At 64.9% G+C, this 25,057-nt stretch carries 19 protein-coding genes; 15 read left to right on the top strand and 4 right to left on the bottom strand.

The annotated features are described in order from the left end of the window. The first annotated feature begins 347 nt into the window (after window positions 1-347). The 8 genes from FXB38_RS05995 to FXB38_RS06030 all read left to right on the top strand — a co-directional run bounded on the left by FXB38_RS05995 (window position 348) and on the right by FXB38_RS06030 (window position 11,970). Window positions 348-2,681, top strand: a complete 2,334-nt coding sequence (locus FXB38_RS05995; protein WP_148749841.1) for a TonB-dependent siderophore receptor — start codon at window positions 348-350, stop codon at window positions 2,679-2,681. An 8-nt stretch (window positions 2,682-2,689) separates the two neighbouring features. Further along, window positions 2,690-3,712: an extracellular solute-binding protein gene (locus tag FXB38_RS06000; RefSeq protein WP_246229699.1), complete on the top strand. Its 1,023-nt coding sequence runs from the start codon at window positions 2,690-2,692 to the stop codon at window positions 3,710-3,712. Continuing rightward, window positions 3,705-4,886: a PepSY-associated TM helix domain-containing protein gene (locus FXB38_RS06005; RefSeq protein ID WP_148749843.1), complete on the top strand. Its 1,182-nt coding sequence runs from the start codon at window positions 3,705-3,707 to the stop codon at window positions 4,884-4,886. The genes FXB38_RS06000 and FXB38_RS06005 overlap by 8 nt, the downstream gene beginning before the upstream one ends. A 75-nt stretch (window positions 4,887-4,961) precedes the next feature. Next, the gene (locus FXB38_RS06010) at window positions 4,962-6,194 is read left to right on the top strand and encodes a rhodanese-like domain-containing protein (protein ID WP_148749844.1); all 1,233 of its coding nucleotides are present in this window, start codon (window positions 4,962-4,964) and stop codon (window positions 6,192-6,194) included. Window positions 6,195-6,388: 194 nt separating this feature from the next. Further along, window positions 6,389-7,633 (top strand): phosphoglycerate dehydrogenase, encoded by a 1,245-nt coding sequence (gene serA, locus FXB38_RS06015; RefSeq protein WP_148749845.1) that lies wholly within the window; start codon window positions 6,389-6,391, stop codon window positions 7,631-7,633. Window positions 7,634-7,750: 117 nt separating this feature from the next. Continuing rightward, complete coding sequence (locus tag FXB38_RS06020; RefSeq protein ID WP_187434689.1) at window positions 7,751-8,770, top strand: patatin-like phospholipase family protein; 1,020 nt, start codon at window positions 7,751-7,753, stop codon at window positions 8,768-8,770. A 3-nt stretch (window positions 8,771-8,773) separates the two neighbouring features. After that, the gene (locus tag FXB38_RS06025) at window positions 8,774-10,228 is read left to right on the top strand and encodes a GntP family permease (RefSeq protein ID WP_148749847.1); all 1,455 of its coding nucleotides are present in this window, start codon (window positions 8,774-8,776) and stop codon (window positions 10,226-10,228) included. A gap of 80 nt (window positions 10,229-10,308) precedes the next feature. Beyond that, window positions 10,309-11,970: a tannase/feruloyl esterase family alpha/beta hydrolase gene (locus FXB38_RS06030; protein ID WP_187434690.1), complete on the top strand. Its 1,662-nt coding sequence runs from the start codon at window positions 10,309-10,311 to the stop codon at window positions 11,968-11,970. 33 nt (window positions 11,971-12,003) lie between these two features. Here FXB38_RS06030 and FXB38_RS06035 read toward each other — a convergent pair whose 3' ends face one another. The 3 genes from FXB38_RS06035 to FXB38_RS06045 all read right to left on the bottom strand — a co-directional run bounded on the left by FXB38_RS06035 (window position 12,004) and on the right by FXB38_RS06045 (window position 16,654). Further along, window positions 12,004-13,722: an ATP-dependent Clp protease adaptor ClpS gene (locus tag FXB38_RS06035; RefSeq protein ID WP_148749849.1), complete on the bottom strand. Its 1,719-nt coding sequence runs from the start codon at window positions 13,720-13,722 to the stop codon at window positions 12,004-12,006. A 111-nt stretch (window positions 13,723-13,833) separates the two neighbouring features. Beyond that, window positions 13,834-15,450, bottom strand: coding sequence for an MDR family MFS transporter (locus tag FXB38_RS06040; RefSeq protein WP_210250877.1), 1,617 nt, complete (start codon window positions 15,448-15,450; stop codon window positions 13,834-13,836). Beyond that, on the bottom strand, window positions 15,398-16,654 hold the full coding sequence (locus FXB38_RS06045) for an HlyD family secretion protein (RefSeq protein ID WP_148749850.1): 1,257 nt from the start codon (window positions 16,652-16,654) through the stop codon (window positions 15,398-15,400). Before FXB38_RS06045 ends, FXB38_RS06040 begins: the two co-directional genes overlap by 53 nt. Before the next feature lie 141 nt (window positions 16,655-16,795). Here FXB38_RS06045 and FXB38_RS06050 point away from each other — a divergent pair, with 141 nt between their 5' ends. The 7 genes from FXB38_RS06050 to FXB38_RS06080 all read left to right on the top strand — a co-directional run bounded on the left by FXB38_RS06050 (window position 16,796) and on the right by FXB38_RS06080 (window position 24,349). Further along, window positions 16,796-17,404, top strand: coding sequence for a TetR/AcrR family transcriptional regulator (locus FXB38_RS06050; RefSeq protein WP_347340220.1), 609 nt, complete (start codon window positions 16,796-16,798; stop codon window positions 17,402-17,404). A gap of 45 nt (window positions 17,405-17,449) precedes the next feature. Beyond that, entirely contained in the window at window positions 17,450-17,935 is a 486-nt protein-coding gene (locus tag FXB38_RS06055; protein WP_148749852.1) for a MarR family winged helix-turn-helix transcriptional regulator, read from the top strand. A 12-nt stretch (window positions 17,936-17,947) separates the two neighbouring features. Then, window positions 17,948-18,718 (top strand): enoyl-CoA hydratase, encoded by a 771-nt coding sequence (locus FXB38_RS06060; RefSeq protein ID WP_148749853.1) that lies wholly within the window; start codon window positions 17,948-17,950, stop codon window positions 18,716-18,718. Between the two features lie 121 nt (window positions 18,719-18,839). Then, on the top strand, window positions 18,840-20,921 hold the full coding sequence (locus tag FXB38_RS06065; protein WP_148749854.1) for a methyl-accepting chemotaxis protein: 2,082 nt from the start codon (window positions 18,840-18,842) through the stop codon (window positions 20,919-20,921). Between the two features lie 135 nt (window positions 20,922-21,056). Then, entirely contained in the window at window positions 21,057-21,998 is a 942-nt protein-coding gene (locus tag FXB38_RS06070) for a dihydrodipicolinate synthase family protein (protein WP_148749855.1), read from the top strand. A gap of 273 nt (window positions 21,999-22,271) precedes the next feature. After that, window positions 22,272-23,672, top strand: a complete 1,401-nt coding sequence (locus FXB38_RS06075) for a selenium-binding protein SBP56-related protein (protein WP_148749856.1) — start codon at window positions 22,272-22,274, stop codon at window positions 23,670-23,672. An 83-nt stretch (window positions 23,673-23,755) separates the two neighbouring features. Beyond that, a complete protein-coding gene (locus FXB38_RS06080) occupies window positions 23,756-24,349 on the top strand; it encodes a hypothetical protein (RefSeq protein WP_148749981.1) in 594 nt (197 codons plus the stop codon). 3 nt (window positions 24,350-24,352) lie between these two features. Here the strand turns inward: FXB38_RS06080 and FXB38_RS06085 are convergent, their stop codons facing one another. Continuing rightward, entirely contained in the window at window positions 24,353-25,051 is a 699-nt protein-coding gene (locus FXB38_RS06085; RefSeq protein ID WP_148749857.1) for a DUF1045 domain-containing protein, read from the bottom strand. Window positions 25,052-25,057: the final 6 nt, after the last annotated feature.

Consider the following 25,057-nt stretch of genomic DNA (forward strand, 5'->3'; position numbering starts at 1 on the left):
TGACGGCTTGGGGCGCATCGCGATGCCAGGATGGCTTGCATCTTGTGGCCGTGCGTTTCGCCCCGTCGCGGTAACCGGCGACCGACGCCGGCGTGGTTGGGCGGCAAGCCGATTCGCGGGCGAGTTCGCCATCGCCTGAGATCGCACGAGGGCGCGACACGTTGTCGCGAATTCGCGATCTGCGTGTCGTGCGCCCTGCGATGGCAAGCGACGATTGCCGCACGGCGAGCAACAAAGCTTAGAACGCTTCAACACTAGAGCGATTCAAGTCGCTGCCAGGTTCTCTTCATTCGCCGCGGCTGGTAGATGCGCCAACTTCAATGCTGTGACTTGGAAGTGAATCGAAAGTGCGTGCTCCTGTGGATGGCCCTCGCGCCAGTGGTCATCGAAATCGCGCCGGCAACAGCCGCGCCAGCCTTCTCATCGGAACGGCCGTGCTGCTCGCCGGATATCCCTTCGACACCACCAATGCGCAGGCGCAAACGGCGCTGCCGCCGGTGAATGTGGATGCACCGACGCAGCGGCCGAAGCAGGCACGCGCTTCGGAGCAGTCGCAACGACGCACACAGGCAGTCGCGCGCCGTAGCCCGACGGCCGGTCCGCCCGCGGCGCCGACGCCGTCCGAACGCGCGGCGACTGAAGCCGCCGCACAACAAGCCGCAAAGCTCGGCTATCGCGCGATGCCGAGCGCGAGCACGCTGCGCTCGGGCGCATCACCGCTCGACACCTCCCAATCCGTCAACGTCGTGCCCGCGCAGGTCATCAAGGACCAGCTGCCGCGCAACATCGACGATGCGCTGGTCAACATCAGCGGCATCACCCAGACCAACACGCTCGCCGGCACCCAGGACGCCGTGATCCGCCGTGGCTTCGGCGATAATCGCGACGGTTCGATCATGCGCAACGGCATGCCGCTGGTGCAGGGCCGCAGCCTGAACGCCGCAGTCGACAGCGTGGAGGTGCTGAAGGGACCGGCCTCGCTGCTCTACGGCATCATGGATCCCGGCGGTATCGTCAACACGATCAGCAAGCGCCCGGAGCTCTATCAGCACGGTTCGGTCACGCTGCTCGGCTCGACCTACGCGAACAACCGCAACGGCGCCGACGGCACACTCGACGTCACCGGTCCGATCGGCGATGGCGGTCTCGCCTATCGCTTCATCGGCTATGGTGTTAGCGAGGACTACTGGCGCAATTTCGGCCGCCATCGGGAAATGCTCGTGAACCCGTCGCTCGCCTGGTACGGCGAGACCACGACGGTTCAGCTCACCTATGAGCACCGCGAATTCATCTATCCGTTCGACCGCGGCACCGCCTTCGTCAAAGGCGCCCCGTTGGCGATCCCCGCGACGCGCCGGCTCGACGAACCCTTCAACAACATGTGGGGCACGTCCGACCTGGTGCAGGCCTCGGTCGAGCAGAGGCTCGACGACAACTGGAAGGTCACGGCGGCTTACAGCTACAACACCGAGACCTACAGCGCCAACCAGCTCCGCATCACCAATGTCGACGCCACGACCGGCGTCGAGAAACGCAGCAACGACGGCACCCAGAACTCGCTGAGCAACGCCAGCTATGGCACCTCCTATCTGCAGGGTGACGTCTGGGTGGGCGGCTTCCGCAACGAGATCCTGTTCGGCGGTGAGGCGCTGTATCGCACGATCGATCGCCGCGACCTGATCCGCCAGGCGACGGCGAACTTCAATTTCTACAACCCCGTCTACGGGCTGGTCACGCCGGGTACGACCGTTTCTGCAATCGACAGCGAGCAGACCGACAAGCTCGGAACCCGCGGCTTCTTCGCCCAGGACACGTTCCACCTGACCAACTGGCTATCCGTGGTCGGCGGCGTGCGCTGGATGGAATACGAGCAGCTCGCGGGAAAGGGCCGGCCTCTGTTCATCACCAACACCAATCTAGCGGGCGACAAGGTGCTGCCGCTCGGCGGCGTCATCGTCAAGCTGAGCGAAGAGCTCTCCTATTATGTGAGCTATACGCAGTCGTTGAAGCCGACTTCGGTCATTGCGCAGTTCGCGGGTACGACCGTGGGTTTCGTGGTCACCGGCAATTTCGCGCCCGAGGAAGGCACACAGTGGGAAACCGGCTTCAAATTCGACGTCAACAAGCGGCTGTCGGGTACCCTGGCGTTCTACGACATCCAGAAGAAGAACGTGCTGGTCAGGGACGATCTCGGCAACGGGACGGTTTCGGCGCGAACGTCCGGCGCGGCCCGGTCGCGCGGAGTCGAGTTGGACGTGACCGGCAAGCTGACTGACGATTGGAGCATGATCGGAAGTTACGGCTATACCGATGCGCGCTTGATCAACGATCCCGATGTCGGCAACGCCAAGCTGTTCAACGCCGCGATGAACACGGCCTCGCTCTATCTCGTCTACGATTTCGGCGAGCGGCTGCCCGGACGTTTGCGGCTCGGCGGCGGCGCGCACTATGTCGGCGACCGGCCGGGCGACTCCGCTAACACGTTCGTTCTGTCGGCCTACACCGTCGCAGACGTCTTTGCGACCTACGACACGAAGATCGACAAGCTGCCGGTGACCTACCAGTTCAACGTCAAGAACCTGTTCGACAAGGTCTACTATACGTCCACCACCGGGAGCGCTTTAGCCGTCGCGATCGGCGATGCGCGGCGGTTCTCGCTGTCGGCCACGGTGAAGTTCTAGCGATGGGGATGCAGCGCAAAGCCATCGCGGTCCTGATCGCGTCGGCGTCTGCCTGCCTTGTGGCCACAGGTGCGAGTCGCGCCGAGGAGATCACGCTGTATTCGACCAGGGAGACTGCCCTGGTTGCGCCTGTTGCCGCGGCCTTCAGGGAAACGAGCGGCATCAACGTCAAAATCGTCTTCGTCGAGGACAGTCTCGTCAAGCGCCTGGCGTCGGAAGGCGAGGCATCGCCCGCCGACATCCTGCTGACAATCGGACTGGATAAGACCACCCAGCTTGCTACAGGCGATCGGACACAGACTTTCACGTCGCCGCGTCTCGAACAGGCCGTTCCGGCCAACCTTCGCGGGGGCAGTTCGCAGTGGATCGCGCTTGCGATCCGCCCGCGCGTCGTGATGGCGCGCAACGACAGTGGAATCACGGCGATCGACTATGAAGACCTCGCGCGTTCGCAATGGCGCGGAAAGCTCTGCGTGCGTTCGCTGCTGCATCAGAACAATGTCGCGCTTGTTGCCGCCTATCTCGCTCACCATGGTGAAGCGGCGACCGAGGCCTGGCTCGCCGGTCTGAAGGCCAATCTCGCCCACAAGCCTGCTGGCAAGGACAACGACGTGATCCGCGAGATCGCGCAAGGGACGTGCGAGATCGGTATCGGCAACACCGTGGCATTGGCGCAATTGCGTGACGGACGGGAAGGGGCCGACTGGCGCGCCTGGGCGATGGTGGTCAAGGCGGTTCCGACCGCTTTCAACGGCAGCGGTACGCATGTGAACCTCACGGGTGCGGCCATCGCGAAACATGCGCCGCACGTCGCCGGCGCGCAGAAATTCCTGGAGTTCCTGGTCACGCCGCCGGCGCAGTGGATGTTTGCGGCCGCGGAGCTTGAATATCCCGTGCTGGACAATGCCAAGCGCGCGCCCATCGTTGCCGAAATGGGCTCGCTCACCGCCGATGCGCTGCCGATCGACGAGATCGGCCGGACCCAGCAAGCCGCCATCGCGCTCATCAAGAAGGCGGGCTTCGATGAGTAGGCTCGGGCACAGGATCAAGGCGACGCTGCTTCAGGTCCATTCCATTGCCGGCCTTGTGCTCGCGCTGCTGTTGTCCCTGATCGCGCTGACTGGCGTGATCATGAGCTTCGAGGACGAGATCGTCGACCATCTGAACGCCGGCATCATGCGGGTCGTGCCACCGACTGCTCCGGCGCTGATGCCGGACGAGCTGGTCGCGCGGCTGAGGGCGGTGCCGGATGCCGGCAAGGTTACGGCCATCATGCTGTCGAGCGATCCGTCTGCGGCCGTACATATTCGCTTCGCCCGCGACGAGCAGGGCGCGCGGCCGTCTTCGCTCTATGTCGATCCCTATGACGGCCACGTGCTTGGCGTTCCACGCGGCGAGGATTTCTTCGCAACGGTGCGCAGGCTGCATCGCTGGCTACTCATCCCCGGCGATGCCAAGGGCTGGGGGCGCCAGGTTACCGGTGTTGCCGCGCTGGGCCTGATCGTGATGCTGATCTCGGGGCTCGTGCTGCGCTGGCCGCGCCGGGCAAGCAGCGTGAAGATGTGGCTGAAGCCGAATTTCGGGCTCAGTGGCCGCGGCTTGTATCGCTCGTTGCACGCCGTCATCGGCACCTGGGTCCTGCCGGTCTATCTCGTGATGACCTTGACCGGGCTCTGGTACTCGTTTGACTGGTACAAGGACGGCGTGGTCTGGCTGCTGTCGCGTCCGCATGTGGCGGCGGCGAAGATGCAGCCGAAGCAGCCGCGTCCACCCGGCCGTCCCGAACCGGCTCAGCCGGTCGGGTTCGATCGCGCATGGTCGGCCTTCAAGCATGAGGAGAGCGACGGCTTCGCCAGGGCGCAGCTGACGCTCCCGACCGCCCCGGGCACGGTGATGCGGATCCGGTCGTGGCCGAAGGACTCCACGCTCGAGTCCATGCGCGATGAGTTCCGCATCGATGCTGTCACCGGCCAGATCATCTCGGCGGAGCGCTATGCCGACAAGACGCCTGGCGAGAAAGCCGTTGCGAGCGTGCTCGACATCCACCGCGGCGCGGTCCTGGGCTGGCCCGGCAAGTTCGCCTTCATGATCGCCGCGGCGTTGATGCCGCTGTTTGCCGTTACGGGTGTCCTGCTGTACCTGTCGCGTCGCAAGCTGCGGCGTCCGGCGCAGCAGCCGCTCGGGCGGCTGGTTCCGGGCGAGTGAACGGATGCGAAGGCTAGCCAAGCCCGCCGCAATCGTTCAAAAGCCCATGGCCTGTCCTTGCTTAGGGTTCATGCCATGAAGCTTTCGACCGTCACCCCCGCCGATATCCGCCGCGCGCTATTGTTGCGCGAGGAGATCGCGCTGCTCGATCTCAGGTATGAGGCGGCCTTCGCCACCGGCCATCCGCTGTTCGCGGCCAACATGGCCGCGGACCGGATCGCAATCGAGGCCGCGGTGCGGCTGCCGCGCAAGGACGCGCCGGTCGTGCTGTTTGACGACGGCGAGGGGCTGGTCGCATCCGGCGCCGAGCGCCTCGCGGCACTCGGCTACAGCAACGTCCGTGCACTCGATGGCGGGCTGAAAGCCTGGCGCGCGGCGGGCTACGAGGTGTTTGAAGACGTCAATTCCTATTCAAAGGCGTTCGGCGAGCTGGTCGAGGCGCGCCGGCACACGCCGTCGTTCAGCGCTGACGAAGTGGCAAAACTGATCGCGGACAAGGCCAACATCGCCATCCTCGACGTCCGCCGCTTCGACGAATATGCGACCATGAACATTCCGGGCTCGGTCAGCGTGCCTGGTGCCGAGCTGGTGCTGCGGGCCGGGCAGGCCGCGCCCGATCCTGACACCACCATCATCGTCAATTGCGCCGGCCGCACCCGCTCGATCATCGGCACCCAGTCGCTGATCAATGCCGGCGTGCCCAACAAGGTGCGGGCGCTACGCAACGGCACGATCGGCTGGACACTGGCGCGGCACACGCTCGCTCATGGTGCTGGCCGGCGTGGCGCGGTCGGGTCGTTCGCGGGTGGCCCGGCCAATGCCCGCGACGTCGCCTATCGCGCCGGCGTCCGCCATATCGGCGCGAACGAGATGTCGGCGCTGGTCGCTGAGACCAGCCGCACGCTCTATCGCTTCGACGTGCGCGACGCGGAGGAGTATGCAGCCGGTCATCTCCCCGGCTTCCGCCACTATCCGGGCGGCCAGCTCGTGCAGGAGACCGACATGGCCGCGCCGGTGCGCGGCGCGCGCATCCTCCTGGCCGACGACAGGGGCGTACGCGCCGACATGACGGCATCCTGGCTCGCGCAGATGGGGTGGGAGGTCTATGTGCTCGAAGGCGGCTATGCCGGCACGCTCGAGGTCGGTCCTCCGCTGGGCCTGCCGAAGCCCGACCCCGCGCATCGCTACCGCCGCCCCTATGAGGGAACCGGCATCGCCGAGCGCGCGATGCAGGCCTATCTCGACTGGGAATACGGCCTCGTCGACCAGCTCCGCCGTGACGGCACGCACGGGTTTTACGTGATCTGATACTGTTATCCGTCACCCTGAGGTGTGCGCTCTGCGGCGCGATCGCGCCGCAGAGCAAGCCTCGAAGGATGACGGGACTGGTATACCGAGCATATCTGCCGCCGCGCCATCTTCTCCCAATATCGAAAGCCTATTGTGCTGCGCGCTGTCCGCGGTCTATGAGCTGCGGCAAAACCGCTACTTACGGAGATTCCATGCCAGCCCCAGGCCAAAGCCCTGAGCGGAGCGCGAAGGCGCTGCTGCTTGAAGGTGTCAATGACAGCGCCGTGGATCTGTTCAAGAGCGCGGGCTTCACGAATGTCGAGCGCCTGACCAAGGCATTGGACGGCGAGGCGCTGCGCCGGGCGCTCAAGGGTGTCTCGCTGCTCGGCATCCGCTCCCGCACCCAGATCACCGACGAGGTGCTGGAAGCCGCCGACGGGCTGCTCGCAATCGGCTGCTTCAGCGTCGGCACCAACCAGGTCGATCTGCCGGCAGCGCGCAAGCGCGGCATTCCCGTGTTCAACGCGCCGTTCTCCAACACGCGCAGCGTCGCCGAGCTCGTCGTCGGCGAGATCGTGATGCTGCTGCGGCAGATCTTTCCGCGCTCGGTGTCGGCGCATGAGGGCGGCTGGGACAAATCGGCGGCCGGCAGCCGCGAGGTGCGGGGACGTACGCTCGGCATCATCGGCTACGGCAATATCGGCTCGCAGCTCTCGACGCTCGCGGAAGCCATGGGCATGCGGGTGATCTATTACGACCGCACCGACAAGCTCCGCCATGGCAACACCGAGCCGGTCGAGAAGCTGGAAGAGCTGCTGGCGCAGAGCGACGTCGTCAGCCTGCACGTGCCGGAAACGCCGGAGACCGCAGGCATGATCGGCGAGAACGAGCTGCGGGCAATGAAGCCGGGCTCGTTCCTGATCAACAACAGCCGCGGCACGGTGGTCGATCTCGACGCGCTCGCAGGCGCGCTGCGTGACGGCCACATCGCCGGTGCCGCCATCGACGTGTTCCCGGTTGAGCCGTCCTCGAACGCGGAGCGCTTCAAGAGCCCGATGCAGGGCCTCGTCAATGTCATTCTCACACCGCATGTCGGCGGCTCGACCGAAGAGGCGCAGGAGCGCATCGGCGGCGAGGTGGCGCGCAAGCTGGTCGACTATTTCATCACGGGATCGACCATGGGTGCCGTGAACTTCCCGGAGGTGCAGCTGCATTTGCGTCCCTCCGGCGTGCGTTTCAGCCACGTCCATCGCAACGTGCCGGGCATGCTGCGCCGGCTCAACGAGGTTTTCCTCCAGCGCGACATCAACATCGCCGCGCAATATCTGGAGACCGCGGGCGACCTCGGCTACGTCGTGCTGGACGCCGATCTCGGCGGCGAGGATTCAGGCGCGCTGCTGGCGCAAATCCGTGCGCTCGAAGGCACGATCGGCGCACGGCTGGTATTCGAGCATTAGGCGGCGAGCGGCCTACGTTCCAGTTGCATCTCGCGGCCATTGCTCTCTACACTGCTCTCATCTTCGGCGTGTTACAAATCGCGTCGAATTTGAGCTTCAGTTGCGTGAGTGTCCGCCATGGAACGGGACGCCGTACTGATCGATCTCGCGCTTCAGGGCGGCGGTTCGCACGGCGCCTTCTCCTGGGGCGTGCTCGACCGCCTGCTGGAGGAAAAGTGGCTCACCATCGCCGCGATCTCCGGAACCTCCGCAGGCGCGATGAACGCGGCGGTGCTGGCTGACGGCTGGACCGCCGGCGGCGCCGAGGGCGCGCGTGATGCGCTGGAACAATATTGGCGCCGCGTCGCGAAGGCCGCGGCCTTCAGCCCGCTGCAGCGTTCGCCGCTCGATCGGCTGATGGGGCGCTGGACGCTCGATACCTCGCCCTTCTACATCCTCACCGACCTGATGTCGCGGGTGCTGTCGCCCTACGATCTCAATCCGACCGGCTACAATCCGTTGCGTGCGGTGCTGGCCGAGAGCATCGATTTCGAGCGGCTGGCGCGCTCGCCGATCCAGCTCTTCGTCACCGCAACGCGGGTGCGCACCGGTCGCGGCCGCATCTTCCGCAACGCCGAGATCACGGCAGATGTGCTGCTGGCCTCGGCCTGTCTGCCGACCATGTTCCGTGCGATCGAGATCGATGGCGAGCCCTACTGGGATGGCGGCTATGCCGGCAACCCGACCATCACGCCGCTGGTGCGCGAGAGCGACGCGCACGACACTATTCTCGTTCAGATCAATCCAACCGAGCGGCTCGAGGTACCGCGGACAGCAGCGGAGATCCTCAACCGTGTCAACGAAATCTCCTTCAACTCACCGCTGATGAAGGAGCTGCGGATGATCGCGCTGCTGCGCCAGGCGGCGGATCCCGGCAGCGGCGAGGGCGCGCGCTGGGCGAAAATGCGGACGCATCGGATCAAGAGCGACATGCTGGCGAAGTTCGGCGCATCGTCCAAGCTCAATGCGGAATGGGAGTTCGTCTCGATGCTGCGCGCCGAGGGACGTATCGCCGCGGAGGCGTTCCTCACCGAACACGGCGCCGATATCGGCCGGCAATCGACTGCCGATCTCGATGTGCTTCTGGCGGAGTGCTGAGGCGTGGGGCTTCTTGGCCTCTTCGTCGGGCTGGGCCTGCTCGTGCTGTTTGCCTTTCGCGGCTGGAGCGTGCTGCTGCTTGCGCCGCTCGCAGCGCTCGTTGCTGCACTGTTCGGCGGCGAGCCGCTGCTTGCGAACCTCACTCAGGTCTTCATGGTGAACGCGGCGGGATTTCTCGCGCAGTTTTTCCCGATCTTCCTGCTCGGCGCCGTCTTCGGCAAGCTGATGGATGACAGCGGCGCGGTCACGTCGGTCGCCGCCTTCATGGCGAAACGTCTTGGCGAGCGGCGCGTGATCCTGGCGGTGGTGCTGGCCGGTGCGCTGGTCACCTATGGCGGTGTCAGCCTGTTCGTCGCGTTCTTCGTCATCGTGCCGATGGCTCGTTCGCTGTTTCGTGCCGCCGCGATTCCGCGCCGGCTGATTCCGGCCGCTATCGTGTTGGGGACGTCGACCTTCACCATGTCGGCCTTGCCGGGCACGCCGTCGATCCAGAATGCGATCCCGATGCCGTTCTTCGGCACGACGCCGTTTGCCGCGCCGGGCCTCGGCATCGTCGCCTCCCTCATCATGCTCGGAACGGGATTGTGGTGGCTGCATCGCGCCGAAGCCACCGCTCGCCGCGTCGGAGAAGGCTATGGCCATGACGTCGAGGATGTGACTGAGCGAGCCGCCGCCGACGAGCTCGTCCGCGAACGTGCGACGACGGCACGGGAGTTCGATCCGGCGGAAATGCAGCATGGCCATCGCAGCGGCGAGCCGCCGCCGGCCCTGAGTGCCGTCCTGCCGCTGGTCGTCGTCGTGGCCGTCAATCTCGTGATGTCGCTCGTGGTGCTGCCGCGGCTCGACGTCTCTTATCTCGCCGAGCAGCGTTTTGGCGGAACGTCGCTTGCCGCTGTTGCGGGCGTGTGGTCGGTCGCGGTCGCCCTGGCAGCGGCGATCGTCACGACCATCGCGCTGAACTGGGCGCGGCTGCCGGCATTGCGGCGGACCATGGACGCCGGGGCCAATGCGTCGGTGCTGCCGGCGTTCAGTGTCGCGAGCCTCGTCGGATTTGGTGCGGTTATCGCCTCGCTGCCGGCATTCGCGCTGGTGCGCGAATGGGTGCTCGCGATCGAAGGCGGTCCGCTGGTCTCGCTCGCGGTCGCGACCAATATCCTGGCAGCGCTGACCGGCTCGGCGTCGGGCGGCCTGACGATTGCGCTCGACGCGCTAGGCCAGACCTATGTCGGTCTCGCCGCGCGCACCGGCATCGACCTCGCGCTGATGCATCGTGTTGCAGTGATCGGTTCGGGGACGCTGGATATCCTGCCGCACAATGGTGCGGTGGTCAGCCTGCTCGCGATCTGCGGCCTGACCCATCGCGACAGCTATCTGGACATTGTGATGGTGGGCATCGTGACGTCGCTGCTGGCGCTGGTGGCTGTGATTGCGCTGGGCAGCGCCCTTGGATCGTTCTGAAGCGATTGACGCAGGCACGAAGGTTGCGTTGAATGCGGCCAACTGTCGGACGCAAAAACCGAGAAAGCCGGGTGGAAACGATGACGCTAATAAGGGCAAGGCTATGCGCGTGGCTGGTGGGGACGTCGGCAGCGCTGGGCGCGACCGGCGCGTTCGCGGCGACACTGGCCGAGGATGCGGATACCGTCTGCAAAGGTCTCGCCGGCGGCACCGACGCTGTCAAGATCGATACCGCGACGTTGCAGACACCGTCTCAGCTCGCTGTCGCCGAGCGCGGACCGACGCCGTCGGGGCGCATCACTCCGGCCAATCCCGTCTTCTGCAAGGTGCTCGGCCATATCGACCCGGTCGATCCCAAGGCGCCGCCAGTCAAATTCCAGGTCAACCTCCCGGTCGAATGGAACGGGCGCTCGGTGCAATATGGTGGCGGTGGCTTCAACGGCGTGCTGATCACCGGCCTCGGTTTGCCGCCGGCTTATCCGTTCGATAAGCCTTCGCCGCTCGCGCGCGGCTTTGTCACCTACGGCACCGATTCCGGTCATGAGTCCAGGCCGGGCGAGCCGCCGCAGCTGTTCGCGCTCAACGACGAGGCGTTCGAGAATTTCGCCCACCGCGCTTACAAGAAGGTGCGCGACGCCGCTGTTACGCTGATGCAGCGCGCTTACGGCAAGAAGCCGGACAAGATGTACTTCATGGGCTCGTCCGAAGGCGGCCGCGAGGGCCTCACCATGGCGCAGCGTTATCCCGACGATTTCGACGGGATTTTTGCGCGCGTGCCCGTCATCAACTGGGTTGGCCTGCAGCATGCGGGTACCCGTTCCGGCATCGTCACCATGGGCGAGGGCTGGATCAATCCGGCGCAGGTCAAGCTCGTGGGCGATGCCGTGCGAGCGGCCTGCGACAAGGCCGACGGATCCGAAGATGCGCTGGTGCAGGACCCCGTGGGCTGCAAGGCAGCCTTCCAGGTCGAGACGTTGCGCTGCGCCGAAGGCAAGAGCGGCGATCAGTGCCTCACCGACGCGCAGATCAAGGCGGTCGACACGCTGCACGCCACCTACAAATTCCCGTTCACGCTCGCCAATGGTCTCGACGATTATCCAGGCTGGGGCGTGTCGGGTGAGGATACGCCGGCGATCGGACCGACCGGCGGCTGGATGGCGTGGTGGCTCGGCGCCGCGCCGCCGGCGCAGCCGCCCGCGCCCAACAACGGCATCGCCTGGATCTATGGTGCCGGCGGCATTCAATACGTGTTCGCGCGCGATCCCAAGCTCGACGTCACCACCTACAAGGTGGAGGACCACAAGGCGCGGCTGCTCGAGGTGTCGGGTCTGATGGATTCGACCGATCCCGATCTCGGCCGCTTCCGCGCCCGCGGCGGCCGGCTGATCATGCTCGAGCACATGGCTGACTACGCGCAGAGTCCCTATGCCGGCATCCGCTATTTCGAGAGCGTCGAGCGCAAGCTCAGCAAATCGGAGACCGCCGAGTTCGCACGGCTCTACACCGCGCCCGGTGTCGACCATGTCGGCTCCGGCGCGCCCGCCAATGTCGACATGCTGAGCGCGTTGGTCGACTGGGTCGAGAAGGGCACGGCGCCCGGCGATCTCGAAGTCACCGAGCAGAAGGTCGAGGCGCCGTCATTCGCGGTCACGCGCGCCATGCCGCTGTGCCGCTGGCCGGCCTGGCCGCACTACAAGTCCGGCCCTGTGACGGAGGCGGCGAGCTTCACCTGCGCACCGTAGGGGCAATGCGTGCTGAGGGCGATGGCGGTGGAATTACCCCGCCGCCATCGCCTGTGCGCCGCCAAGCAATTGCGCATTGAGCCGACCGCCGGAGAACAGCATGTCGTCGAGCGCCTCGTCGATATCGGCTGACGTTACCGAGTTGCCGCCATCGCGCGCCAGGCTCGCCTGGGCCAGCCGTCGCATTAATTCCTTGATGAATGCGCAACTCGTGCCCTCGCTGCGGCGTGCCGCCTCCGTGATGACCGCATCGTCGAGCGGCAGCCCCTTGCCGTAGAGCCGGATCAGCTTGCCGCGGCCCTGCTCGTCAGGGAGCGGCACTTCGATCGCCTGATCGATCCGGCCCGGGCGGCCGGCGAGCGCGCCTTCGAGGTCCTCTGGCCGGTTGGTGGTCAGGACGAACAGGATGTCTGCATCCTCCTTCAGTCCGTCCATCTCGTTGAGCAGCTTGTTCAGCATCGATTCTTCACACGGCCCCATGTCGTCGCGATCGCGGGCAATAAGATCGACGTCCTCGATCACCACCATCGATGGCTGCAGCAGGCGCGCCAGGCTCATATAGGCGCCGAGCAAGCCGATCTGCTCCGCGGTGATGATCAGCGTCGTATGACCGGGCAAATGCGTCGCGAGATAGCGGATCGTGTGGGTTTTGCCGGTGCCCGGTGGGCCATACAGCAGGATGCCCTTCCGGGTGGACTGGCCAGGCCGGCGCAATTGATCGCGCGTGCCGACGAAAGTCAGCACGTTGCGATCGAGTAGCCGCAGGGTCTGCTCGGGCAGGATCACATCGTTGCGCGCGACCTCTGGCAATCGGTGCACGGTGATGCCGCGCGAGCGACCGCGATAGTCGGAGTCGGCATCGAGCGAGAGGATCTTGCCGCGATAGGTTCGTGCGGCCTGCACGGCCTCTTCCAGCTCGCTGAAGCACTGCTGGACCAGGGCTGCGCCTGCGGTGCCTGACGGCACCAGGATCTCGATCCGAATTCCCGGCTCGCGGCTGTATTCGCGGTGTGCGCAGAGCAACACCGTATAACGGAGACCGTCCTGCTTGCACAGCCACAGTCCGTTATCCAGACACTTGACCGGGCTCTTCTCGCCGACGTCGACGTCGGAATATTGCAGCGGGGCGATCGCGACCGCATAGCGGCCGCTCTTGAGAAGGCGCGAAATCGACAGCGTTTCGTAGCGCTGCTCCTCGTTCAGCCCGAACAACCGGATGGCTTTGCCGAAGAGCCGGTCGATCGCGGCCTGGACATCGACCCGCATGTGGCCGGGAAATTGGCGGATCGTGGTCACGAGTTTGCTGCGCGCAGTGCCGGCAAAGTGCCAGTCAAGGACGTCGCAAGCAAACTCGAAATTCTCTTCCTGTCCGCTTGCGGGCTCATCCGCTGCACGCATGCATTCGTTGCAAAGCGAGATTGTGCGATTGCCGATCCGAACGTCCGTCTGTCCCTCGGGCTTGCCGCAGAGTTCGCAAGGAGTCTTGATCGCCTCGAGCGTGACCTGCTGTTTGTGGCCGGCCAGTGTGATGGATTTTTGCGCGGACTTGAGAAGAGCCTCGGCGACGGGTTGCGGGTAAGGGCCGCAAACTCCCTTTTCCTTCTGTTCGATCTGGGTGATTAGCGCAGCCGCTTCACGCTCCGATTTGCCGAAAACCTGACGGAGCAGATCCATCACGAATTGGTCCGGCGTGTCCTCGTCACTATGAATGACGAGTTGGGTCGGCTGGGTTTCGCCACGCATACTATTCATCACCAAAGGCCTCCGGAACAATCTATGATTGAACGGAACGAATAGGGAACACAAAAAGAAGCGGCCGTCAAGCGTGACGGCCGCGGCAAATTGCAATCGACGGGCGAACCCTTAATGGGCACCGCCCCCGCCGGCCGCCTTCACCCGCCGCGTCAGCAGCACTGCGATTGCGGCCAGCACCAGCACCACGCCGATCACCGCAAAGGTGTCGGAGAAGCCCATCACCAGCGCCTGGCGTTTCACGGTCTTGCCGAGCGCGATGATGGCCTGCTCGCGTGCGGCGTTGGGGTCGGGGACGCCGTGCGCCATGAAGTAATCGGTCGTCTGGGCGATGCGGGCGCGGACCTCCTCACGGCCGAGCGTGACGGAATGGCCGATGATGTTGGAGTGGAACTGCTCGCGCTTGGTGACGATGGTCGCCAGCACGGCTGTGCCGATGGCGCCGCCGAGATTGCGCATCATGTTGGAGATGCCGGAGGCGGCGGGCGCATCCTGCGGCGCGACGCTGCCGAGGCTGAGCGCAGACAGCGGCGCCAAGGTGAGGGCCTGCCCCACGGCGCGCACGACGTTGGGGATGAAGAACTGATCGCCTGAGTAATCGAGCGACATCGTGATGTTCATGAAGGAGCTGGCGGCGAACAGCAGCAGGCCGACCGTCGCGATGTAACGGGTATCGAACCGTTGCATCAGCTTCGGCACCAGCGGAATCAGCAGCAGCTGCGGCAGGCCGGTCCAGGCCAGCACGTTGCCGATCTGCTCGGCATTGTAGCCCTGCACCTGGCCGAGATAGGCCGGCAGCAGATAGACCGAGCCGAACAGCGCGAAGCCGAGGAACACCGCGGCGATGGTGCCGACGCCAAAATTCCACTGTGTCAACAGACGCAGGCGGAGCAGCGGCTTCTCGACCACGAGCTCGATATAGATAAACAGCGACAGGCTGACGGCGGAGATGACGGCGAGCCGCACGATGAAGGGCGAGCCGAACCAGTCGTTCTTGTTGCCTTCCTCGAGCACGGCCTGGAGCGAGGCCAGGCCGACCGCCACGGTCGCGATGCCGAACCAGTCGCCCTCGCGCAGCAGGGCGAGATTCATCGACTGGCGCTCCAGGGTCGCGAACAGGATCGCCACCATGACCGCAGTGGGCAGCACGTTGACGAAGAAGATGGTCTGCCAGCCGTAATTTTCGGTGAGATAGCCGCCGATGGTCGGGCCGATCGCAGGCGCAAAGGTCACCGCGAGCGAGAACATGGCAAGGCCGATCGGCTGCTGGCCCTTCGGCAGCTTGGTGAAGACCAGCGTGAAGGCCATGGGGATCAGCACGCCGCCGAAGAAACCCTGAAAACCGCGCATCGCGATCATAGAGGTCAGGTCGTGGGCAAACGCACATGCGACCGAGAAGGCCGCAAACAGCGTCGCGAAGCCCAGCATGACGTTCCGGAACGAGAACACCCGCGACAGATAGTCGGTCAGCGGGATCACGATGATCTCGCCGATCAGGTAGGACGTCGAGATCCAGGATCCGTTGTCGACGCCGGTGCCGATGCCGCCCTCGATGTTGAGCAGCGAGGCGTTGGTGATCTGGATGTTCAGGATCGCCATGAAGGCGCCGATCATCGCCGCGAAGACGGCGATCCAGACCGTGGCGCTGGCGCGGTTCGGATCGACGGCGACGCGCTCAGGCGTCGCGGGCGATGTTGCGGGCGTCGAGATTGAGAGGCTGTTTGACATGGCACGACCCTCCGGAAACAAGCTTCGCTTTAGATGTTGCTTGGGGCGTCGTTGCCGCTTGCGCGGCCGGCGCTGAACGGGTTGCGATCGTCGGAATCACGGACATGCCGGGCCGCAGCTCGATGGCAGGCTGCGTTTCGGCATCCAGTGCGATCTTCACCGGGATGCGCTGCACGATCTTGGTGAAGTTGCCGGTGGCGTTGTCAGGCGGCAGCAGGGCGAACTCCTGGCCGCTGGCCGGCGCGATGGAATCGACGTGACCGTGCACCACCTGGCCCGGGAAGGTGTCGACCTCGATCTCGACCTGCTGTCCGGGACGGACATGGGTAAGCTGGGTCTCCTTGAAATTGGCAACCACATAGGCGCCTTCGGCAGGCACGATCGACATCAGCTGCGTGCCGGCCTGCACGAACTGGCCGACGCGGAGCGTTCGGTTGCCGATGACGCCGTCGATCGGCGAGACGATCGTGGTGTAACCGAGATTGAGCTCGGCCTGATGCTGAAGCGCAGCGGCGCGGGCTGCGGCCGCGTTGGCTTGCGCGATCTCGGCCTTCAGGAGCTCGACCTGCTTGAGGGCGGAAGCGAGATTGGCAGTGTCGCGCTGGATCGCTGCGTCGGCGCCGGCGTTGCGCGACTGCGCTTGCTGCGCGTTTTGCACGCTGCCGTAGCCTGTCGCGGCGAGATCCGTGTAGCGCTTGTTCTCCTGCTGCGCGAAGGTCTTTGCAGCAGTATCGACATCAATGGTCGCCTTGGCTGCGGCGATCACCGCATCCTGAACCTCGAGCTGCGCCTGCTTGCTGGTCACCGTTGCATTCGCGGCGGCGACATCGGCCTTGGCCTGGTCGAGCGCGACGCGGAAGTCGCGGTCGTCGATCCGGGCCAGCACCTGGCCTGCCTTCACATGCTCGTTATCGCCGGCCAGAACGCGGTCGAGATAGCCGCTGACCTTCGGCGCGATCGTGGTGTTGTCGGCCTTCACATAGGCGTCATCGGTGGAGACGAGGAAACGGCCGACGGTCCAATAGTCGTAGCCGTACTGGCTGGCGCCCGCGAGGGCGGCGACCGCCACACCTGCGAGCAAGAGCTTGCGAAAACTGAGCTTTTGGCGGCGGACCGGGGGCGGCACGGCGGGCAGGATGCTCTCTGGCGGAAGGGTTGGAACAACGGTGGATTCGGTCTTGGACGGGGTGGTGTGCACGGTCATGGCCGGCTCCCTCAATTAGGAAACTTGACGATTTCCAAAATAGAACTAGCTTTGGGATAGTCAATGGAATGACAGGCATCATTTAAAAACATGGCTCAGGCAAAAGCGAAAAGTGAGAGCCGTCCGCGCGGACGACCGCCGGTGCGTAGCGACGAGGAGACGAAGCGGATCGTCTTCGAAGCCGCACGGCACGCCTTTGCCGTCGACGGCTATGCCGCGACCAGTACCGAAGAGCTGGCGCGGAGTGCGGGGATCTCCACCAAAACGCTCTATCGCCTATTTCCGGGCAAGGCCGCGCTGTTCGAGGCGATGTGCGCGGACCGGCTGGAGCGGCTGCTGTCCGCTGTCGATCTCCAGGCAAACGGAGACGTCGATATCGACACGGGCCTGCGTGCCGCGCTCCTTGCCTGCGCCGATCTCGCGCTCGATCCGGATGTCGTGGCGTTGCAGCGCATGGTGCTGCAGGAATCCGCCGCGTTCCCCGATCTTGCCGCGAACTTCTACAAGAACGGTATTGCCCGGACCGCCATCGCGCTCGCACGCTGGCTTCGTGTCCAGGTCAAGAAGAAGCTCATCGCGATCGACGACGTCGACGAGGCCGCCGGCATGCTGATCGGCATGGTCGCCTCGGCGCCGCAGCGCGCGGCGATCTATGGCGGCCTGCCCTTGCCGGCGCGCAAGGATATCGAGCGGCGCGTGCGAACCTGCGCGGCCATTTTCCTCGACGGTAGTCGCGTAAAAGCGACCTAGCGGCTTCCTTTTGACAATCCAATCCCGACCGGCTATATATTTCGCATGCGAAATAAAGTAGCCGCGGCGAAACACCATCGACTGATCTACCTCCTCAGCGTCGCACAACGTCGCCTGCAGCGCTGGATGGCGGCGCAGCCCGCGAGCGAAGTGACGTCGGCGCAGGCGGGGCTGTTGTTCATTCTCGGCAAGCAGGACGGTGTTCTGATGGGCGAGGCAGGTGCTGCGCTTGATCTCGGTCCGGCCGGCATTTCCGGCCTTGTCGATCGCACTGCGACGGCGAGGTTGGTCGAGCGTCGCGCCGATCGCGAAGACGGGCGGGCTTGGCGGGTCTGGCTGACGCCGAAGGGGCGGACCACGCTGGCGCAAGCAAAAGCGTCGACCGCGGAGATCATTGCGAGGCTGACGGAAGGATTTACGAGCGCGGAGATCGACATCGTCGCGCGCTGGCTGACGAGCATTCAGGACAAGTTTCCAAGGGATCCGACAAGGGACCCGACAAGAGACCCCACAAGAGATCCAGAGGACTAGGAGAAGAGACAAATGACCGAGCATGTGCGAGTTGAGAACAACGGCGGAATTCTCACGCTCACCCTGGCGCGCCCCGACAAGAAGAACGCGCTGACGGATGCGATGTACGGCAAGCTCGCCGACACCATCGAATCCGCCGAGTTCGATCCGTCCGTGCGCGTGCTGCTGATCCGCGGCGAGGGTGACATGTTTACCGCCGGCAATGATGTCGGCGAGTTTGCGGCCGTCGCGTCAGGCAAGTCCGAAGGCAGCCGCAATGTCGGCCGCTTCATCCAATCGCTGGCGCGCTGCACCCGTCCGCTGGTCGCAGCCGTGCAGGGCCGCGCCGTCGGCGTCGGTACCACAATGCTCCTGCATTGCGACCTCGTCGTGCTCGCCGAAAACACCCAATTGTCGACGCCCTTCGTCAGCCTCGCGCTGGTCCCGGAGGCCGCATCGAGCCTGTTGATGCCGGCGCGTATCGGATACGCCCGCGCCTATGAGATGTTTGCGCTCGGCGAGACCGTGCCGGCCAGGGCCGCGCTGGAATGGGGTCTCGCCAACCGCGTGGTGCCGCTCGACAGGCTCGACGCCGAGGCGCTTGCGCTGGCCCAGCGTCTAGCCCGACAGCCGACCGGGGCCCTCACCGCGACCAAGAAGCTGATGCGGAATGGCGAGATGCTGGTCGCGCAAATGCAGGCAGAGGGCGAGCAGTTCGCGCAGCGCCTGCGCACGGCGGAAGCGCGCGAGGCGTTCACCGCGTTTGCCGAGCGCCGCCCGCCGGATTTCACGAAGGTTTCGTGACGCCGGGCCTGCCTGAAGGTTTGGCAAATCGGGAACTCCCGGCATTTGACTACAACCTTAACGGAACATTGGCATGTCGCGGGGCAAGGTGGCCACTCCTAAAGTGGTGGCTCCGCGACTCATGGCAATGTTTAAGAAATCGGTAAGTTCGCTTCTCCTGGTGCTGATGGCCTTGCTGGCAGCCGGTGCGCTCGCCAGCACGGCGATCCAGATGGTCGGGGCCTTCGGCCGCTACAGCGACAGTCTCGCGACCGCGCGGCTCGCTGCCGCCGACAAGGCGATCTTCCACGGCGTATTGTCACTGCGCAACAATCGCGGCGACGCCCAGAGCGCGCTGCTCGGCGACGACGATCCACGCAGCAAGCTCGGTGAAGCCGAGAAGGCGGAGCAGGGCGGCTATGACGGTATCGGCGCGGCGCTCGCCACGGTCGATTTCGCGCACCGCGACGAGCTCGCCAGCACGCTGAAGCAGCGCTGGGGTGAGGCCGCACCGCAATTCCAGCTGTTCTACGACGAGGCCAAGCGCCCGCGCGCCGAGCGCAAGATCGAGCGCACCAACTCGTGGTACGACGCCGTCACCAAGGTCATCGACACCGCGAACCTCGCCTCCACCGCCGTGTCGAACCGCGCCTGGATGAACGATCCCTTCATTGCCCGCATGATCCAAGTCCGCCGCCTCGCCTGGCAGGTGCGCGACCGCTATGGAATCCACTGTTCGTCACTTCGCTCCAACGTCAACAGCAGCAAGCCGCTCGACGACGCCCAGAAGCGGTCGCTGGCGCAATGGGACGGTACTATCGCCTCCGGCTGGTCCGGCATGGCCGAGTTGCTGGCCGCGCCCGATGTGACGGCAGAACTGGTGACGGCAGCTACGGACGCGAAGGTCAAGACAGACGGTGTCCTCAAGCAGATCGGCGATCTCACCAAGAACTTCGATGGCAGCGGCAAGCCGGCGATGCCCGCTTCGGAATGGAATACGCTCTGCCAATCGCCGTTCCCGCTGATCGTTGCGGTCGCGACCACGGCGCTCGACCAGTCGATCGCGCGTGCCGAGACGGTGCAGGCGAAGGCGCTGACCAATCTCGTGATCCAGTCGCTCGCGTTCCTGGTCGCGCTCGCCGTGACGCTCGCCGGCGTTTACGTCGTGCGCAATCGCCTGATGCGTCCGGTCCGCGCCATTCTCGGCGCCATCGCCCGGATCAGCGCCCGCGACTACGCGACGCCCGTCCCGCAATCGCGTTATCCCGACGAGTTCGGCACGATGGCGGCCGCGCTCGAAAGCCTGCGCGAGAGCGCGGCGACCGCGGAACGTCTGGGCCAGGAACGCGAATCGCAGCAGGCGCTGCAGCTCGCCCGTTCCGGTACCGTGGACGACGCGTGCCGCAGTTTCGACGAGACCGTGCAGGCAGTGATCCACAGCGTCGCCGCGTCGGCCAAGGAGCTCGATGCCACCGCGACCGATGTGCGCACGCTGGTGTCGGAATCGAGCAGCCAGACGGCTGCAGTCTCCTCCGCCGCCGAGCAGGCCACCAACAATCTCGAGAGCATTGCGGCTGCGACCGAGGAGCTCTCGGCTTCTGTCGGCGAAATCTCCGCGCAGGTGCAGTCCAGCGCGCGCGATGCGCGCGAAGCGGTGTCGCAGGTGGAGCAGACCAATGCCACGGTCGAGATCCTCGACCAGACCGCTGGCCGCATCAGCGAAGTCGTGAAGATGATCCACGCCATCGCCGGCCAGACTAATCTGCTCGCCTTGAACGCCACCATCGAGGCGGCCCGCGCCGGCGAAGCCGGCCGCGGCTTTGCGGTGGTCGCCGGCGAGGTCAAGAGCCTCGCGGCGCAAACCGCGACCGCGACCGAGGAAATCTCGCGTCAGGTCGAGGAGATCCAGGGCGCGACCGGGCAGGCGGTCGCCGCCATCCGCTCGATCGGCGGTGCCATCAGCGGCATCGACGAGAAGATGACCGCGATTGCCGCCGCCGTCGAACAGCAGCGTGCGGCTACCACCGAAATCTCGCGCAACTTCCAGCATGCCGCCCAAGGCACCCGTGAGGTCACCGACACCATCGGCAGCGTCGCCAAGCTCAACCAGGAGACCGGCAACGCCGGCACGGTGCTGTTCCAGTCCGTGACAAAGATGTCGGCCGACGCCGACCGTCTCCGCGTCGCGGTCGAGGGCTTCCTTGGCGCGGTAAAGACAGCTTAAGATTTCATTCCCTGTTCCAACGGCGCGGATCGGCATTGCAGCCGATCCGCTCGCCGGGTACATCTGTCGCGCCGCACGAGCGCGGCGACAGCTGTAAAAGATGGCTGCAAGAGAATTTTGGGGATGGAGAGTTAGATGCCGGTTACGCCACAGCACAAAGCCCAGCGCCCCTATCGCGGCGTGTTCCCGGTCGCGCCCACCATCTTCGATGAACGCGGCGAGCTCGATCTCGAGGGCCAGCGCCGCTGCATCGATTTCATGATCGATGCCGGTTCGCACGGCATCTGCATTCTCGCCAATTTCTCCGAGCAATTTGTGCTGACCGATGCCGAGCGCGAGACCGTGATGCATGCGGTGCTGGAGCATGTCGCGGGCCGGGTGCCCGTGATCGTCACCACCACCCATTTCAGCTCGGCCGTCTGCGCGGCGCGCAGCCAGCAGGCCGAGGCCGCCGGTGCCGCGATGGTGATGGTGATGCCGCCTTATCACGGCGCGACCTTTCGAGTCCCGGAGAAAGGCGTCGTCGAATTCTTCAGGGTGCTTTCGGGTGCGATCAACATCCCGATCATGATCCAGGACGCGCCGGTGGCGGGCACGCCGCTGTCGGTCGAGATGCTGGCGCGGCTGGCGCGCGACTTCGCCAATATTCGCTATTTCAAGATCGAGGTCGCAGGCGCGGCGTCAAAGCTCCGCAGCCTGATCGAGGTGGGCGGCAAGGAGATCGAGGGTCCCTGGGACGGTGAGGAAGCGATCACGCTGCTCGCCGACCTCGATGCGGGCGCGACCGGCGCCATGACCGGCGGCGGCTATCCCGACGGCATCCGCCAGATCATCGATCCCTATTTCGCAGGCGATCGAGAGAAGGCGAAGGCCGCCTATGAACGCTGGCTGCCGCTGATCAACTACGAGAACCGCCAATGCGGCCTGATCGCCTGCAAGGCGATGATGCAGGCCGGCGGCGTGATCAAGTCGGACGCGGTGCGGCATCCCCTCCAGCCGCTGCATCCGGCGACGCGGGCGGGATTGCTGGAATTGGCCAAGGAGCGCGACGCGCTCGCGCTGCGGTGGGGGAAGTAGCCTCCGCCGTCGTCCCGGACAAGCGCGCCCCAAGCGCGCGCAGATCCGGGACCCATAACAACAGGGAGAACTTTGGCGAAGACTCGGAGTTATCATCTGGCTGAAGGCGTCGAATTGGCGCGGTTCGGGCGGTTTCCCGCGGCCCGGCGATGACCTATTGTACGCTCGCCAACCAGGCCCGCGGAGCATCTCAAGACATCGCGTAACAGCTCTTCATTATGCCGCTATCCCGAGCCAGGTTGGAGCGAGCCAACGAAACAGGGAGGTAGTGCCATGACGATGAGGCCGGACCCCACCTTTCACGCATCGCCCAAGCTTGCGATGGAAGCACCTGCGGAGAACTTCGCCTACACGTTGCTGCTCAGTCCAGATTTCTCAAAACCGGACGCTCTCGCGGTCATCGACGTCAAGCCGGGATCGCCGACCTACAGCCGCATCGTCCACACCGTGACGATGCCCAACAAGGGCGATGAATTTCATCACTTCGGCTGGAATGCCTGCTCCTCCGCATTGTCGCCGCTAGCCGGACACGCCTTCATCGAGCGGCGCTATCTCATCATCCCAGGGCTGCGTTCGTCGCGAATCTATATCATCGATACCAAGCCCGATCCGACCAAAGCCAAAATCCACAAGATCATCGAGCCCGAGGAAGTCTTCAAAAAGACCGGCTATTCGCGGCCGCATACCATCCATTGCGGGCCGGACGGCGTCTATGTGAGCACGCTGGGCGGCGGCGGCAAAGACGGCACCAACGGGCCTCCAGGCGTCTTCATCATGGATTGCGAGACGTTCGAGGTCCTTGGGCGATGGGAGATCGACCGCGGTCCGCAGACGCTGCATTATGATTTCTGGTGGAACCTGCCGCGCGATTACATGGTGACGAGCGAATGGGCGTTGCCGCCGCAGTTCGAGAACGGGATCGTCCCGGAAGATCTGCTGGCGAACAAATATGGTCATCGACTCCACTTCTGGGATCTCCGCGCCCGTCGCAACGTGCAGACCATCGACCTCGGCGCCAATCATCAGATGGCGCTGGAGGTGCGGCCCGCGCACGATCCGGTTCGCGAATACGGCTTCGTAGGCGTTGTGGTCGACACCACGAATCTCGAAGCATCGATCTGGACCTGGTGGCGCGAAGGCGACAAATTCCATGCGGAGAAGACGGCGACGATCCCGCCCGAGCCCGCGCCAAAGGAGCAGCTCCCGCCGCTGCTCCAGGGCTTTGGCGCCGTGCCGCCGCTGGTGACCGACATTGACCTGTCGATGGATGATCGTTTTCTATATGTCTCGTGCTGGGGCACGGGTGAAATGCGCCAGTACGATGTGAGGGATCCGCGAAAGCCGAAGCTTGCGGGCTCGGTTCACGTCGGTGGCATCGCGCGCCGCACCCCGAATCCGAACGGCAAGGCATTTGCGGCCGGCCCGCAGATGGTCGAGATCAGCCGCGACGGCCGGCGCGTGTACTGGACCAATTCGCTCTATTCCACCTGGGATGACCAGTTCTATCCGGACGGCGTTCCGGGTGTGGAGGTCATGGCCAATGTCGGTCGCAACGGCGGCCTCGAGCTCGACAAGAACTACTTCGTGAGCTTCCCCGACGGATATCGTGCGCACCAAATCAGGCTGGAGGGCGGCGATTGCTCGACGGACTCCTTTTGCTATCCGTCGGCCTAGATTGGGGGCACGCGAATCCGGCGCTCGGCTGGCTGTGGCTCGCTCTTGTCGCGAGCGGTCTCTATCACGGGGTCAATCCGGGAATGGGATGGCCGCTCGCCGTTTCGGCCGGGCTCATGGACAAGAGCCCGCGCGCGCTCTTCCGTGCGTTGTGGGCCCTGGCGGCCGGACATCTCCTGGCGACACTTCTCGTGCTGCTGCCGTTCGCGTTCCTGCTCGTGCTGGCCGAGTGGCAGCGTTCGATCCAACTCGGCGCGAGCCTTCTCGTCATCGGCTTCGGCGCCTATCGGTTGATCGAGCGGCGCCATCCGCGCGCGCTGGCACGAATCCCGCCAACCCAATTGGCGCTCTGGTCATTTGCCGTTGCCATTGCTCACGGCGCCGCCTTGATGCTCGTACCGATCTATCTCGGGCTCTGCCGGGCCTTCGAGCTCGATGCAGGCCATGAGGCCGCCGGCGCGCTGATGAAGGCAAGTCTCGGGATGGCGGTGCTGGTGTCCCTGGTGCACGTTGCCGCCATGATCAGCGCCGGCGGATGTCTCGCGTGGCTGGTCTACCGCTATCTGGGATTGAGGTTCGTCTCGCGAAGCTGGTTCAATCTGGATGCAATCTGGGCGAGCAGCCTCGTTCTGGTTGGCGTCGTGGCGCTCGCCTTCAATCTTGCGAGCTGGCGCTGAAGCCTACCGCGTCAAAGCCCACTCGCCGATGATCCGGAAGCGCGCCTTCGCATCGTCCTGCTTGAACAGCGCAATGCGGTCGATCTCGAGTGTACCGAGACCAAGCTCCGCAAATCTCGCCCGCAGCATCTCCAGAATCGGCCCGCGCCGCTCCGCGTCCAGCCGCCCCGTCAGCGTCATGTGGAAGCGGAATTCTTCCATCACGTAGGGATAGCCCCAGCGGTCGAGATACTCGCGCTGGCGCGCGCTGAGCTTTTCGGGTTTTCGCCGCGCGCGGTCTTCCGCCGTCAGGGGCCGACGAAATGAATCGAAATCGCGAACGCAGTCGGCCGCGAGTTGCAGGAGCGCGTCGACCGGCTCAGCCGGAATGACGGCGATGAAGCCGCTGATGGTATCGACCACCGGCTGGATCACCGGCATCGGCCGCGCCTTCGCGGCGAATGTCGCGCAGGCAGCCTTGAGCTCGGCCTCTGTCTTGCCTGATACCAGCGCCATCGGCGCCTTCAGCGTGCCGTGAAAGCCGTATTTGCGGGGATCGGCGGTAATGTCGTGCCAGTCCGGCACGGCATGCAGGGTGCCTTGCGGAAACGAAAGCTCGTCGCTCGTATAGGCATCATAGCCAAGCAACTCGGCGCCGAATCGAGAGAGCGCATTGTCGGCGCCGGCGGAAAAATAGATCGCGTAGCGGGAAAAACCTGTCATTGCCGG

Origin of the sequence: Bradyrhizobium cytisi (assembly GCF_008123515.1) — a bacterium.
Classification (GTDB): Bacteria; Pseudomonadota; Alphaproteobacteria; order Rhizobiales; family Xanthobacteraceae; genus Bradyrhizobium; species Bradyrhizobium cytisi.